Here is a 13377-nt window from a genome sequence, read left to right as displayed (position 1 = left end):
AAACCGTTGAGCACAATATAAACGTACGTAAATAAAACGTACAATAATTTGTTTTGTACAGAAATTGAACGTACATTTGTAAAAAACAATATTATGGCAACTAAAGAATTAAATACTAAAGACGCAAGATTTGATACTAGACTTTCTAAGGAACAAAAAGTTTTTTTTGAAAGAGCGGCTCGATTAGGTGGATATAGAAATTTAACTGATTTTGTAGTAATAGCAGTTCAAGAAAAAGCTAAAGAAATTATATCCGAAAGAGAACGTATAATTGCTTCTCAAAAAGATAGTGAAATATTTTTTAATGCTGTGCTAAATCCAAAAGCACCAAACAATGAACTTTCTAAAGCTGCAAATGAATTTAAAGCTCTTTTTTCTTAATGAGTCAAATATCAGAACCATTAAATTCGACACATAAAAAATCAGACTTTTCTTGTGGAAAAGAAATGTTAGACACTTACATTCAAAAGCAAGCTAATCAAGATGTAAAAAGAAAACTTTCTGCTTGTTTTGTAATTAATGAAACGGAAACTAACCTAATCAAAGGTTATTATACGTTGTCAAACAATAGTGTTGCTTCGGAATTTATTCCAGGACAAATTAGAAAAAAACTACCTCGTTCTTATGAAACAATCCCAACAACATTGCTTGGAAGACTAGCAATTGAAGATAGATTTCAAGGGCAAGGAATTGGCAAGCTAATATTAATAGATGCTTTGAAAAGAAGTTACGAAATATCTAAAACTATTGGTTCATTTGCTGTAGTTGTTGACCCAATTGACCAAGAGGCTGAAAACTTTTATAATAAATATGGATTTATAAAACTTCCAGATAGCGGAAAAATGTTTTTACCAATGAAAACAATTAGTCAATTATTTGAATAAAAAATACTGTGCCCAACAATGGCTATACGTAATGCGGGCATAAGTGCTTATATGAGAGTAATTACATTAAATAAACTAACTGCTAAACGGAAAGTGAAGTGCCTTGAAATCCCGCACTACGCATAGCCTAGACCGTTAGGAACACACCTCTCTTTGGACATCACAATCGTACTAAGATGCATAAAAAAGAGAAGATCCATCACCTTATCCAACAGATGAAAAGAAGAAAGTACAGCAGCATGCATCTAAACCTTTCCCTTTTCAAAAGGATAACTATGCGTATCAAGATGTTTAAGACTGAATAAGACATCAAAAAAATAGTCGCTACAAATTGAAAGATTGCCATAAACCAACTGGTTCCATTTTGAATCCTACTTTTAATAACCCTCACTGGATACAAGTTATAATGAGTCATTAATCAAATTAAAAATATGCTCAAAAATAGGTTCACAATTCAACACAACAAGGTCTTAATAAGATTACCTTTCCTAAAAAAATAATGTCCATAGAGCGCAAAATACAACTGGTAGAAGGTCTTTTTTACCAATTAGAGCAAGAGACAACTGCCTTTGCCAAAGCATCTGGAATGAGTTGTGTATCTGGTTGTGGTAAATGTTGTACCTATCCTGATGTTGAAGCTTCTCCTCTAGAGTTTTTACCTTGGGCGTTTCATTTATTTTTAAATGGGGAAGCAGATAAAATGCTGCTTGAATTAAAAGAAAACACCAGCACTACTTGTAGGATTTACCAACCTTTATCTGTTATTGACCAAGGCCGTTGTAGTGATTATAAGTACCGAGGTTTGATCTGTAGGCTTTTTGGAAGTGCTGCGAGTACTGATAAATATGGCAAATTGAGAATAGCTACTTGTAAAATCATCAAAGAAGGCCAGACAGAAGCTTATAATGCTACCCAAGAAGCTATTTCTAAAGGATTAACGGTTCCTGTTTTTTCGACCTATTACATGCAATTAAATCAAATCGATTTTCATTTAGGAACCATCATACTACCTATCAATAAGGCACTTAAAATGGCTATAGAAGAAGTGTTACACTATTACGCCTACCGACCTTTTCCAATTTCAGGAAAAAAAGTGGTCTGATCTGATGATCATTTATCGATTATAATGAAAAAAAATAGCAGGTCTATAAGCCGGATTCTGTTACCTAATTACTTAAGCACCTTATCATTTATCTGGTATAACGATTGCTCGTTATCTCTAACTGCCTACCCTTCAGAATCGCGCGGATCGCACTCAAGCTCTGATTTACGCGACATTTCACCACATAGAGTTTACCTGGTTTCACTACAGCATTACCTGTACATACTTTCTGTTGCACTAGTCCTATCTCGCTTTCGCGAAAGCGAAAACAAAACGACGGCCGTTAGCCGCTATGTTATCCTATGGTGTCCGGACTTTCCTACCTCGCTTGCGCAAGATCGATAAGGCGACCTGCTAAGCTACAAAACTAGTTAATAAATGTTGATAATTCACAGAAATTATAGGCTTAGAAAACCCATCTAAAAGATCATAGAAAAGTATCTTTGACTTATGGAACCATTTATAGTATCGGCTAGAAAATACCGTCCTGAAACCTTTGAAGATGTCGTGGGTCAAGGCGCTATTACAAAGACGCTGGAGAATGCAATTAAAAGCAATCACCTAGCGCAAGCGTTGCTGTTTACAGGTCCTAGAGGAGTAGGTAAAACCACTTGTGCCCGAATTCTCGCAAAAAAGATCAACCATGAAAGTGGTGATTATGATCCAGACGAAGATTTTGCCTTCAATATTTTTGAATTGGATGCTGCCTCTAATAACGGTGTCGACCAGATAAGAAGTATTGTCGACCAAGTGCGTATCCCTCCTCAAGTTGGTAACTACAAGATTTATATCATTGATGAGGTACACATGCTTTCTAATGCGGCCTTTAATGCCTTTCTTAAAACATTAGAAGAACCGCCTGCACACGCCATATTTATACTTGCCACCACAGAGAAACATAAAATTATTCCAACTATACTTTCTCGTTGTCAAATATTTGATTTTAAACGCATTACGGTAAGCGCTATGCGAGAGCATCTAAAGCGCATATCCATTAAGGAGGGTATTCTTGCAGAGGAAGATGCGTTACAAATCATTGCTCAAAAAGCAGATGGTGCTTTAAGAGATTCCCTCTCCATTTTTGACCGTGTGGTCAGTTTTTCTGGAAAATACCTCACGGTTGCAGCCGTTACTGAAAATTTAAATGTGCTCGATAGAGATACTTACTTTATTGTGACAGAATTATTGCTAGAAAATAACATTCCGCAATTGTTAGTGGACTACGATCTTATCATGTCTAAAGGATTTGATGGACAGCACTTTGTAAGTGGTCTAGCCTCCCATTTTAGAGATCTGATGGTGGGTAAAGATGAGCGTACTATTCCTTTACTCGAGGTTGGAGAAAATACAAAAGCAAAGTACTTAGAACAGTCTAAAAAAGTTGACCTTCCTTTTTTAAGACAAGCAATCGAAATAGCAAATCAAGCCGACTTCAATTATCGATCCAGTCGCAATCAGAGGCTGCTGATAGAATTAACACTAATGCAACTTGCCTCCATCACCTCTGATGGAGAAAAAAAAAATGAGGTAAAGTACATCATACCGGCTGTACAATTGGAACACATTACTGTTGCAAACCCAAGTCCTTCTTCTTTACCTACTTCTCTTGAAGTAAAAGAAGAAAAGAAAGAGGTAAAAACAGTCGTTCAGGAAACTAGCCCTCAAGTCCAGGAGAATTCCACAACCTACGAGCATTTTGAAAATACCGAAAACCGTACAACTCCTGAAGGCTATCAGCAAGAAAAAAAGCAAGAGGTTCCTTTAGAACTACCTACTCCTGCGATATCTACCTCTCTTGAAGAGAAACGAAAAGCATTACTTGATAAAAGCAAGAAAAAAATAAGTGGCTTTTCCATACAAGGAATAGAGGAGAAAAACACTCATATTGCTCAACAAAAATATAAAAAGGCAGCGCACCATCAACTTCCTGAAGAGGCGTTTACTCAAGAGCAATTGAGCTTGGTGTGGGCAAAATATGTCGACCAACTGAAAGAAAAAGGACAGCTCATTCTAGCCAGTATCATCAATGCAGATCAACCCGTTCTTAAAGGTACCACGGTAATGTTGCGTTTTCCTAACAAATCTATGAAGGAAGATCTAGAAAAATCACAAGGACAAATCCTAGAATACTTGAAACGCGAGTTGAATAACTACCTTATAGATTTTGAAATAGCCGTAGATAAAAGCATTACTAAAAAATATGTGTACACCGACCAAGATAAGTTCACCAAGCTCGTGGAGAAAAATCCTGCGATAGACTTATTGAGAAGAACCTTTGATTTGGATTTTTAATCATAAGAAAACACAACTAATCCCTGCATTAACGATTTATAGGATGCTACCTTCTCGTCGCATTGATAAGCGATAAAAGACATTTTTTGCTAGCATCCATTTTCCAGTAGTATAAAAAATGGCTCACTCTTCAGAAAAATAAAAGAAAACCCTGGCTTTAAAGATACTTCAATATAAAGAGGAGCATGTGCTTGATAAGTGTCTGGAAATAATAAAGAAAAACAACTGCTTACTCTCAACGATCATAAAAATCCTTTGATATACATCAAAAATATGCAAAAGTTCATCTAGCGATAGCCTTATGCTGTTCTAGTAATATCCTTTGTTTTTATCTTTGGTAGCATTGTAAATCGATTTTATAATACCATCAGTCAGACCTATTTTAGGAACGTATACATTTTTAGCCCTACTCCATTTCATAGCTCTTAAATAGATGCGACAAGCGGGTATAATCACGTCTGCTCTATCGTGATTCAAGTTGAGGTGGTACACGCGCTCTTCATAATTATAATTTTGAAGTTGCTCGTAGTAATTAGCTAAATAAAAGTAAGATAGCGGCTTTCCTATAGCTTTACCGCTACTTTTAAAGATGTTATTAATGTTACCTCCTGAGCCTATTAAATCAATTCGGTCATAAGGAGCCGTTACCTCCTTAATCCATAGCTGAGCTTCATCCCATAGTGTTTTATTGACCAAATCATTAAGCAATCGTACGGTGCCAATTTTAAAAGATCTGGATACCATTTCTTTACCGTATGCAAATAAAGTAAACTCGGTACTACCACCACCTACATCTACATAGAGAAATACCTTACTTTCATCAATCACTGCATGCAAATCTGTCATTGCAATGATGGCTGCTTCATGAGATCCATCGATAATATCAATGTGAATGCCAGATTCCTTTTTAACAAGTGCTACTACATCGATACCGTTGTTTGCTTCTCTCATCGCGCTAGTAGCATAAGCTTTATAAGATTTAACTTGATGAATACCCATTAATAATTGGAAAGATTTCATAGCATCTATCATGCGAGCAGTATTTTCTTTGGAAATACTGCCTGTAGTAAACACATCCTGACCCAGTCTTACGGGAACCCTAATAAGGCTTGTTTTTTTAAAAACTGGCGGCTCATCATTATATAAAGTAATGGTTGCAATGAGCAATCTAATAGCATTGGTTCCTATATCGATTGCTCCATATTTTCTAATTTCAAATGCCATTAGTTACTAATTTGATTTTTATAAAACTCATATGTGGCATATTGAGATCGAACAGGTGGTTCATTATTAACCACATAGTGATTGAGTTGTTTTTCACAGATTTCTCTTGCTTTCACATTATCACTCCAGCAAATATCCATGGTAGCTATAATCTCGGCCTTAATGTCTTCGTCGTATATAGGACAAGCTATTTCGACACGACTGTCTAGATTACGGGCCATTAAATCTGCACTAGATATATACAGGTCGTTTTGCCCTAGATTATAAAATCGATACACACGAGGATGCTCTAAAAACCGGTCGACGATACTTATCACCTTAATATTTTCACTCATTCCTTTCACCCCAGGAACAAGGCAGCATATTCCTCTAACTATCAGTTCTATTTGAACTCCTGCATTGGAGGCCTGATAGAATAAATCAATCATTTTCAAATCTGAGAAAGAATTAACTTTCATGCGTATTTTAGCAAATTTTCCCGCTTTCGCGAAAGCGATCTCTCGACGAACCAATCGTTCCATACCATTTCTGAGATAATTAGGAGAAACCAGCAGGTGTTTATAGTGATGCTGTCGGTAATTGACCTCAAAGAAATCAAATACTCGCTCTACTTCTTTTAATATTTTTCGATTTGCAGTAAACAAGGTATAGTCGGTGTAAATTCCAGCGGTAGATTCATTAAAATTACCTGTCGAAATAAAACCGTATCTCACAATTTTACCCTCCTCTTCACGAGTAATACAGCAAGCTTTACAATGCACTTTTAATCCTGGAACTCCAAAGATCATATGAACACCTTCTTCTTGCATTAACTCTGCATAATTAATATTGGCTTGTTCATCAAATCTAGCTTGTAACTCGATCGAGACGGTTACCTTTTTCCCGTTTTTTACAGCATTAATCAAAGATCCTGCTATTTGAGAAACTTCAGCTAGTCTATAAATTGTTATTTTTACCGTCTTTACTTGCGGGTCAAGAGCGGCTTCTCTTAAAAACTTAATGGTATTTGCAAATGTGTGGTAAGGAGTGTATTGCAGGATATCCTTTTGAGCTATTCTTTCCAAAAGAGAGCCTCTAATTTTCACATCTTTAATAGGTAAAGCTGGTAGTTGTTCATAAAGCAAATCGGTTCTTCCTAAACTAGGAAACTTCAAATAATCTCTTCTATTGTGATACCTACCCCCTGGAATGATACTATCGTGGTTATCGATTTGTAATTTTTTCATGATAAGATGCAAGGTATCTTCATGAATATGGCGGTCGTAAACAAATCGCACCGGATCTCCATCTTTGCGATCGTGAACACTGCGACGTATTTTTTCTAATAAACTTTTCTTGAGATCCAATTCCATATCTAATTCTGCATCCAAGGTCACCTTAATCATGTGTGCTTCAATTTCTTTATAATCAAAAATATTGAAGATATAATGCATGCGGTGCCTGATCAAGTCATCGATGAGTATGATGTACTGCCTATCATCACCTGGTATTTGAGGCAATACTACAAATCTATTCAGATACTTTGGCTTTTCTATAAGAGCGTACCTAATACTGTCATCTGTCATAAGCATGCGCACAGCGAGATAACCGTATCCGTCTCGCAAAAGAGGGAAATCTACCTCATTATCAATCATAATGGTACCTATGGCTGGGCTAATTTTTTCATTAAAATAGGTTCTTATAAAGTCTTCGTGCTCGGTAAGTACTTCTGTCTCATCTACCAAGCTAATCTTCTCCTTCTTAAGTTCGTCTTCCAGCTCTTCAAGAACCGTAAAACTATGAGCTTGATCAACGATAACCATTTCATTGATTTCCTTTAATAAGTCTTCTGCACTTATTCCTCCTAAAGATTTTGTGGCATTTTTTCCAGCCTTTTGAATGCGTTGTATGGTCGCATAGCGCACCTTAAAAAATTCATCAAGATTATTTGAAAAGATTCCTAAAAATCTCAAGCGCTCTATAAGAGGTACGTTTTTATCACTTGCTTCTTGTAATACTCTTGCGTTAAATCGCAGCCAGCTCAATTCTCTATTAAAGTATGTATTCATTTTAGCAATTTAGGAAATAAATGAAATTTTGTAGTACCCTTGCCTAAGGAAGACCAAGAGTTGGAATCAAAATCTATAACAACAACACCGGTGGTAGGTACATTGTCAAATCTAATGCTTCCCCAATCGTTTACCAGATCTGTTATTCCTTGGTTATGACTACAAATAACAAGGGTGGCTATAGTGTCCTCTGCTGTAGCGATAACATCCATCAAATCGTTACCTGAAAAGGTGTACAACTCTCTTTTAAGTTGGAGCTTTGTAAGTCTATAATCGATGTATTCACTGACTATAGTGGCTGTTTGTAGCGCTCGAGCCGCAGTACTCGTCCATATTTGATCTGGAGTTAAATCCAGGTCATTTAATGCGTTTCCTATAGAATGAGCATCATCAATGCCTTGTTGTGTGAGCACGCGATCGTGATCTCGCACCTGTAGCTCCCATGTTGATTTACCGTGTCTTATAACTATTAAACGCTTCATTAAGGCTGTAATCTTTTAAAGGCCCAACGATCATTTTCCAATTCAAACAAAATGCGATCGTGAAGCCTGTTCGGTCTTCCTTGCCAAAATTCAAAACTTACAGGATCGCAGTCATATCCCCCCCAAAAATCTGGCAAGGGTATGGGTTGATCTTTGAATTTCTCTTCAAAATACAGCAGCTGTTCTTCCAATTGTTCTCGAGATAAGATCGTGCTGCTTTGATCGCTAGTCCAAGCGCCAATTTGACTTCCTCTTGGCCTGGAATGAAAATAATCTAAAGACTTTTCTTTGGAGACCTTATTCACATGTCCCTTAATTATAATCTGACGTTCTAATGACGGCCAAAAAAAATGAAGACTCACTTTATTGTAGGCTTCCATAGCAGCACCTTTTTCTGAAGTATAATTAGAATAAAACAAAAATTTACCTTCCAAAATTTCCTTTAAAAGTACAATACGTGATTTAGGAAAACCATCAACGCCGAGAGTACAAAGACTCATTGCATTTGCCTCGTCAATTTCAAGGGATGATGTAGCCTCTTGAAACCAAGAATCAAATAAAATGTAGGGACTTTCTGGTAAATTATTTTCCAGTAACGCATCTTTTTCATAGGATTTACGCAAGTTTTGGAGGTCTCTTTGCATGGGGTCACTTATTTTACTGCAATTTACATTAAATGCTTGTTTTGAAATAACAAACATTTCGTAAATATGTCAACTATGAAAAGTATTTCGCTTTCGCGAAAGCGAGACACCCCTATTAGCGTGTATAAAGGGAACATATAAAAAACAGTGTGTCGTTTTTTTGGTTGAATGTTACAAATTTGGTGACCTATCATTTAAGGCAATGCGCTTCACGCCTCGGCGTGTTTAAAAAAACTGTAGGCACCAATCCCGAAAGTGGTCAGGACCAGTCGCTGCACTAATCATCCTTCGGCACATTCAGTACACCATGGCTACGTGCACTACAGCGCTCAGCACTAGTCCTTAATGCAACGAACAGCATACCCGTAAGCTCGGTCGTTGATACCTGTGTAGGCAGTGCTGCTATTGAAGAATAAGAGGAGCGAATTGGTGCCGCTAACCGTACTGCTCCAATAGCTGCCGCGGGTACCAACATCGAGGATCGAACCATTGTTGAACCAGCGGCGGCCCGCTATGGGCAATTGAAGCGGTGAAGCTATAGCCCCGGCTGCGTTATTGCTGCTCCAACTTGTCCGTTCTGCACTCCACTCTGTTTCTGTAGGTAACCTATACCCACTTGGGCATGGGTTGTTGATACCGTTTATTCCCTGCCAGAGGGTATCAGGATCAGCACCAGTGTACCAGTTTGTAGAACTTATAATAAAAGTATTCCCTGGGCTCGTTGAACTACTTTGCACAGTTGATGTAGCTGATGTTCTTATCTGGTGCCCATCTGTACCTCGTCCCCACTGGTATAAATCGCCATAAGAAGCCGCATCGGTACTGCTTGCTGCTACTTGGGTGGCACCTAAATTGCGGTCTAACCAAATTAAACCAGTTGCAGCACTATATACATCCTCGTAAGTTAAATTATTATAAGTAATGGTGCCAGTAGTATTAGTATTGTCAAAAGCACATAAATTTCGCCAGTAACCTACATATACGTTAAGACATTTATGATCGGTATTAAATACAGTAAGACCTTGGGCTGGCGTAGCAATTGCATCGCGCTCTGCAGCTGTCATGCGAGGGGGTAATAATCCTTTGGCTGTAGAGGTAATGTCTAGAGCCGCAGAAGCATTTGGGGTGGTAGTGCCTATACCGACTTGAGCGTTGGCGATGCTCCAGCCCATGAAGGTAAGCGTTACTATAGTTAAAATTGTTTTTTTCATTTTACTTTGCTTACTTAAAATGGATAAAAAGAAGTTGTTCATAATTCTGAATTTTTTTTGATTGCATATTACAAATTTGGTAAGCGATCATTTAAGGCAGTGCGCTTAACGCCGCGGCGTGTTTTTAAAAAAAACTGTAGGCACCAATCCCGATAGCGGTCAGCACCAGTCGCTGCACTAATCATCATTCGGCACAATCAGTACACCATGGCCCTCAGCACTAGTCCTTAAGGCAGCGAACGGAAAAACCAGATGCACGATAGTAGTCACCCGCGTTAGAATTGTTATCATCAAAATTAAGGTAGCCAGAAAAATGGGGGCTTGCTTTTATCGTACTGCTCCAATACGATCCTTTGCCACCGAAAGCTCTAAGCGAACCATCTTCGTGGTAACGGAAGCCTGCCTTGGGCAATTTAAGCGGTGAGGCAAGAGCTCCTGCTGCATTGTTGCTTACCCAACTTACACGTTCGGCATCCCACTCTGCTTCTGTAGGCAATCGATACCCACTTGGGCAAGGGTTGTTTACACCATTAGCACCTTGCCACAAATTGACGATTTCAGGGCTGCGCCAATAACGAGGTGAAGTGGTTGTTATTATAAAATCTCCATGACCTGGATCGTCCGTTCCGCTTCTTGCACTCCTTGTGGGTGAGGTACTTATCTGGTGCCCATCTGTACCACGGCCCCACTGGTATAAATTTCCATAAGCGAGACCATCGGTGCTGCTAGTCGCTACTTGTGTAGCCCCCAAGTTGCGGTCTAACCAAATTAAACCAGTCGCAGCACTATATATATCCTCGTAAGTTAAACTATTATGAGTAATGGTGCCAGTACTATCAGTATTGTCAAAAGCACATAAACTTCGCCAGTAACCTACATATACGTTAAGACATTTATGATCAGTATTAAATATAGTAAGACCTTGGACTGGAGTAGCAATAGCATCGCGCTGTGCCGCTGTCATGCGTGGTGGTAAAAGCCCTTGGGTAGTAGAGGTAATGTCTAGAGCCGCGGCGGCATTTGGGGTGGTAGTGCCTATACCGACCTGAGCCTGAGCAATGCAGCTACCTAGTATAACAATGGATAAAAAGAAGTTGTTCATAATTCTTGAGTTATTGTTTTTTGATTGCATATTACAAATTTGGTAAGCGATCATTTAAGGCAATGCGCTTCACGCCACGGCGTGTTTTAAAAAAACTGTAGGCAACATACCCCACTAGAGCTAAAACCACATAGATATAATCATCTATAGGTGCTGTTACATCATCCGTGTCCACGCCCATGCCCGGCATAAATTCGGGTTGAGATATTGCAAGAAATGGCAGCAGTATAAAGACCATACACCACTGTTTTTGTAAGCTGATGGCGGGAACTTTTGGTAGTATCATTATGGTAGTATTAGTATTATTGTATTATTATTTTTTCCGTAGTGCTTTTTCCTTCATGGGTTAGTTCTACAAGGTACACCCCTTGAGCTAGAACACTTCTTGGTGTTATGCTGATCGCATGTTGAGCCGCTGTTGTCGTTCCGTATACTATTTGACCTAAGGTGTTGATGATTCGTATAGAAACCTCGCCAGTAAGATTACTGGGTAATGAGATATTAAATTGGTTGTTGGTTACTGGGTTAGGATAAATAACCATCAGTGCTGCATCAATATCTGGTTGGGTTAAGGTATTGTTTTGAAACACGATCTTAAAGCGATTTGGAGCATGTGAAAGCACATTAGTTGTTGTAGTAAACGCAACCTCTGTGGCGGCATTATTTGCCAAAGCAGTATATTGATTCAGATAGGTATCCAATAAAAACGGTGTGGTTGAAGCATCTAAATTGCTGAAGTGGGTAATAAACGTATAGTCTTTATTTGCTTTAAATTGCTGTAATTGTATAAGCAATTCGTCGGTGGGTACTACTTGTGGTCTGGCATCAATTGCCAAAGAAAGATTGCTGTTTAAAAAAGAAATGTTTTCTATTCCAGTGCTTAACTTTGTGACATCTCCATTTTCTATAGCATTGGTAAATTGGTGGTCAAAAACCGATACAGCTGCATCAATAGGGTATCCTCCCAAAGACAGCTCACTAGTTTCATAGACCTGTAGCTCTAGTCTAGAAAAATTAGTTGTCTCGGTTCGGTAAAAATTAGTGATATTGGCTCCCAGCTTATCCGATTCATTAAAGGTGATAGCACCTGGCGTTCCTGAAACACTGTTTTTTACAAAAAAAGCTTGCCCTGGTTGTATGTATCGGTTGACGCTACTACTACTCGGTGCACTAGACCCTGATGAAGTATCATATGCTACATAAGCCCCTCTATTATCTGAGGTGCCCATATTGGAATCCCATACATAATAGGTACCTGTTAAACCTGGTTTTGTGAGTGCATTCCAATCTATAGTATTCACATAAGGATTTCCTATAAAACTATAGCCATCTGTAGTACTATTGCTCGTGTCATTTATAGGAGCAGGAGAAGAGCTGCTATCAAAGGTTACTGTACCTGTGGTCAAGGTACCAGTAGCTGATAATGTAATAGGGGCATTCATGTCGGCTTGTGAAGCCTGAGTGATCAAGGCAGGAGTTCGATCCCCACGAATTAAAAGCAGATAGCCTTGCATAGCGTTAAGGTTAGTGGCATTTGTAGTGGGAATGGCTTCCCAACCAGAACCAGTTGCTTGTTGATTATCGTAAGTAAATAAAGAAGGATTGCCTGAAACGGTAGTATCAAATCCATCAGCACCTGTTGTAGAACCTGTAATATGAGTAGTTAACTGCCAGTTGTTACTAATAAAATTAGTGGTTGTTACACTTGGGGTTAAAAAACGAAAGGCTCTTTTGCCTTGTGGAATATAGCGCTGCACGGTCACTGCTCCTGTTATGCTTCCCCCCACAGGAGCCACCACTGCCGAGCCTGCCGCATTAGAAACTAAGGTCAGGTGGTCGTTAGCGTTTAATGTCCCACTAGAAACCAACAAGGATCCGGTAACTTCTATGGTATTGTTTAATACACTCGTTCCCGAATGCGCAATAGTCAAGTTTTTGGTATGTGTTGTTCCTGCACCTGAAAAGGTCACGGGACCCGAAAAATTAAGAGTTCCATCAGAGTTTGCTATAACTCCGTTGTTGGTTACCGTACCGCTGCCAAAATTAATAATGACTTCGCCACTTGAGCTTATCGTTGTACCGGCGGTAATAAATACGTCTTGAGCATTGGAAAAACTCATTAAAAATAAAGTAATCCAAACGCTGCTAAAAAGGCGGTAATGTAATTTCATAAGTTAGGTGGTGTGATAGGTGTTCAAAAAGAATAAATCAACGGTTGCTCAATTAAATTGCTGGTGTTTTTGATTTCGTCAGAATACTGATACCCAGAACGGTCAAGCAACATGGTAGCTTTTTTAAACCTATGAGGCTCAATACATAATAGCATCAAAAATTGTATTAAATAAAATTAAAATTTGTGAGTTGTAACGAGGTGATTACAAATGATAA

Annotated in this window: 12 protein-coding genes and 1 other RNA gene; 4 read left to right on the top strand and 9 right to left on the bottom strand. The window is 38.5% G+C overall.

The window, feature by feature from the left end:
* The first annotated feature begins 93 nt into the window (after positions 1–93).
* From KG732_RS08495 to KG732_RS08485, 3 genes are all read left to right on the top strand, one after another.
* Positions 94–381, top strand: coding sequence for a DUF1778 domain-containing protein (locus KG732_RS08495; RefSeq protein WP_213522457.1), 288 nt, complete (start codon positions 94–96; stop codon positions 379–381).
* Positions 381–884 carry a GNAT family N-acetyltransferase gene (locus KG732_RS08490; RefSeq protein ID WP_213522455.1) on the top strand — a complete coding sequence of 168 codons (504 nt, stop codon included), beginning with the start codon at positions 381–383 and terminating at the stop codon, positions 882–884. Before KG732_RS08495 ends, KG732_RS08490 begins: the two co-directional genes overlap by 1 nt.
* A gap of 499 nt (positions 885–1383) precedes the next feature.
* Positions 1384–1986: a YkgJ family cysteine cluster protein gene (locus KG732_RS08485; RefSeq protein ID WP_213522453.1), complete on the top strand. Its 603-nt coding sequence runs from the start codon at positions 1384–1386 to the stop codon at positions 1984–1986.
* Positions 1987–2016: 30 nt separating this feature from the next.
* On the opposite strand, the gene rnpB is transcribed toward KG732_RS08485, so the two are convergent.
* Positions 2017–2344, bottom strand: an RNA gene (gene rnpB / locus KG732_RS08480) — RNase P RNA component class A.
* A 92-nt stretch (positions 2345–2436) separates the two neighbouring features.
* Between rnpB and dnaX the strand changes: the two genes are divergently transcribed.
* Complete coding sequence (gene dnaX / locus KG732_RS08475; RefSeq protein ID WP_213522451.1) at positions 2437–4278, top strand: DNA polymerase III subunit gamma/tau; 1842 nt, start codon at positions 2437–2439, stop codon at positions 4276–4278.
* A gap of 309 nt (positions 4279–4587) precedes the next feature.
* Here the strand turns inward: dnaX and KG732_RS08470 are convergent, their stop codons facing one another.
* From KG732_RS08470 to KG732_RS08435, 8 genes are all read right to left on the bottom strand, one after another.
* Entirely contained in the window at positions 4588–5502 is a 915-nt protein-coding gene (locus KG732_RS08470) for a Ppx/GppA phosphatase family protein (protein ID WP_213522449.1), read from the bottom strand.
* Positions 5502–7550 (bottom strand): polyphosphate kinase 1, encoded by a 2049-nt coding sequence (gene ppk1 / locus KG732_RS08465; RefSeq protein ID WP_213522447.1) that lies wholly within the window; start codon positions 7548–7550, stop codon positions 5502–5504. Before ppk1 ends, KG732_RS08470 begins: the two co-directional genes overlap by 1 nt.
* The gene (locus tag KG732_RS08460; RefSeq protein ID WP_213522445.1) at positions 7547–8032 is read right to left on the bottom strand and encodes a histidine phosphatase family protein; all 486 of its coding nucleotides are present in this window, start codon (positions 8030–8032) and stop codon (positions 7547–7549) included. Before KG732_RS08460 ends, ppk1 begins: the two co-directional genes overlap by 4 nt.
* Positions 8032–8676, bottom strand: coding sequence for a pyridoxamine 5'-phosphate oxidase (gene pdxH, locus KG732_RS08455; RefSeq protein ID WP_213522443.1), 645 nt, complete (start codon positions 8674–8676; stop codon positions 8032–8034). Before pdxH ends, KG732_RS08460 begins: the two co-directional genes overlap by 1 nt.
* Before the next feature lie 335 nt (positions 8677–9011).
* Positions 9012–9887 carry an FISUMP domain-containing protein gene (locus KG732_RS08450; RefSeq protein WP_213522441.1) on the bottom strand — a complete coding sequence of 292 codons (876 nt, stop codon included), beginning with the start codon at positions 9885–9887 and terminating at the stop codon, positions 9012–9014.
* A gap of 220 nt (positions 9888–10107) precedes the next feature.
* Positions 10108–10989 (bottom strand): FISUMP domain-containing protein, encoded by an 882-nt coding sequence (locus KG732_RS08445; protein ID WP_213522440.1) that lies wholly within the window; start codon positions 10987–10989, stop codon positions 10108–10110.
* Positions 10990–11020: 31 nt separating this feature from the next.
* Positions 11021–11275: a hypothetical protein gene (locus KG732_RS08440; RefSeq protein ID WP_213522438.1), complete on the bottom strand. Its 255-nt coding sequence runs from the start codon at positions 11273–11275 to the stop codon at positions 11021–11023.
* Positions 11276–11291: 16 nt separating this feature from the next.
* Entirely contained in the window at positions 11292–13160 is a 1869-nt protein-coding gene (locus KG732_RS08435; RefSeq protein ID WP_213522436.1) for a T9SS type A sorting domain-containing protein, read from the bottom strand.
* Between the last annotated feature and the right edge of the window lie 217 nt (positions 13161–13377).

This window comes from Nonlabens sp. (genome assembly GCF_018401815.1).
Lineage (GTDB): Bacteria > Bacteroidota > Bacteroidia > Flavobacteriales > Flavobacteriaceae > Nonlabens.
This window is presented reverse-complemented; position numbering and strand designations above follow the sequence as displayed.

Bases quoted from the DNA above. Each gene is read 5' to 3' on its own strand.
- KG732_RS08460 (WP_213522445.1), bottom strand. From the start codon at position 8,032: ATGAAGCGTTTAATAGTTATAAGACACGGTAAATCAACATGGGAGCTA.
- KG732_RS08440 (WP_213522438.1), bottom strand. From the start codon at position 11,275: ATGATACTACCAAAAGTTCCCGCCATCAGCTTACAAAAACAGTGGTGT.
- KG732_RS08435 (WP_213522436.1), bottom strand. From the start codon at position 13,160: ATGAAATTACATTACCGCCTTTTTAGCAGCGTTTGGATTACTTTATTT.
- KG732_RS08485 (WP_213522453.1), top strand. From the start codon at position 1,384: ATGTCCATAGAGCGCAAAATACAACTGGTAGAAGGTCTTTTTTACCAA.
- KG732_RS08450 (WP_213522441.1), bottom strand. From the start codon at position 9,887: ATGAAAAAAACAATTTTAACTATAGTAACGCTTACCTTCATGGGCTGG.
- KG732_RS08495 (WP_213522457.1), top strand. From the start codon at position 94: ATGGCAACTAAAGAATTAAATACTAAAGACGCAAGATTTGATACTAGA.
- KG732_RS08490 (WP_213522455.1), top strand. From the start codon at position 381: ATGAGTCAAATATCAGAACCATTAAATTCGACACATAAAAAATCAGAC.
- pdxH (WP_213522443.1), bottom strand. From the start codon at position 8,676: ATGCAAAGAGACCTCCAAAACTTGCGTAAATCCTATGAAAAAGATGCG.
- ppk1 (WP_213522447.1), bottom strand. From the start codon at position 7,550: ATGAATACATACTTTAATAGAGAATTGAGCTGGCTGCGATTTAACGCA.
- KG732_RS08470 (WP_213522449.1), bottom strand. From the start codon at position 5,502: ATGGCATTTGAAATTAGAAAATATGGAGCAATCGATATAGGAACCAAT.
- dnaX (WP_213522451.1), top strand. From the start codon at position 2,437: ATGGAACCATTTATAGTATCGGCTAGAAAATACCGTCCTGAAACCTTT.
- KG732_RS08445 (WP_213522440.1), bottom strand. From the start codon at position 10,989: ATGAACAACTTCTTTTTATCCATTGTTATACTAGGTAGCTGCATTGCT.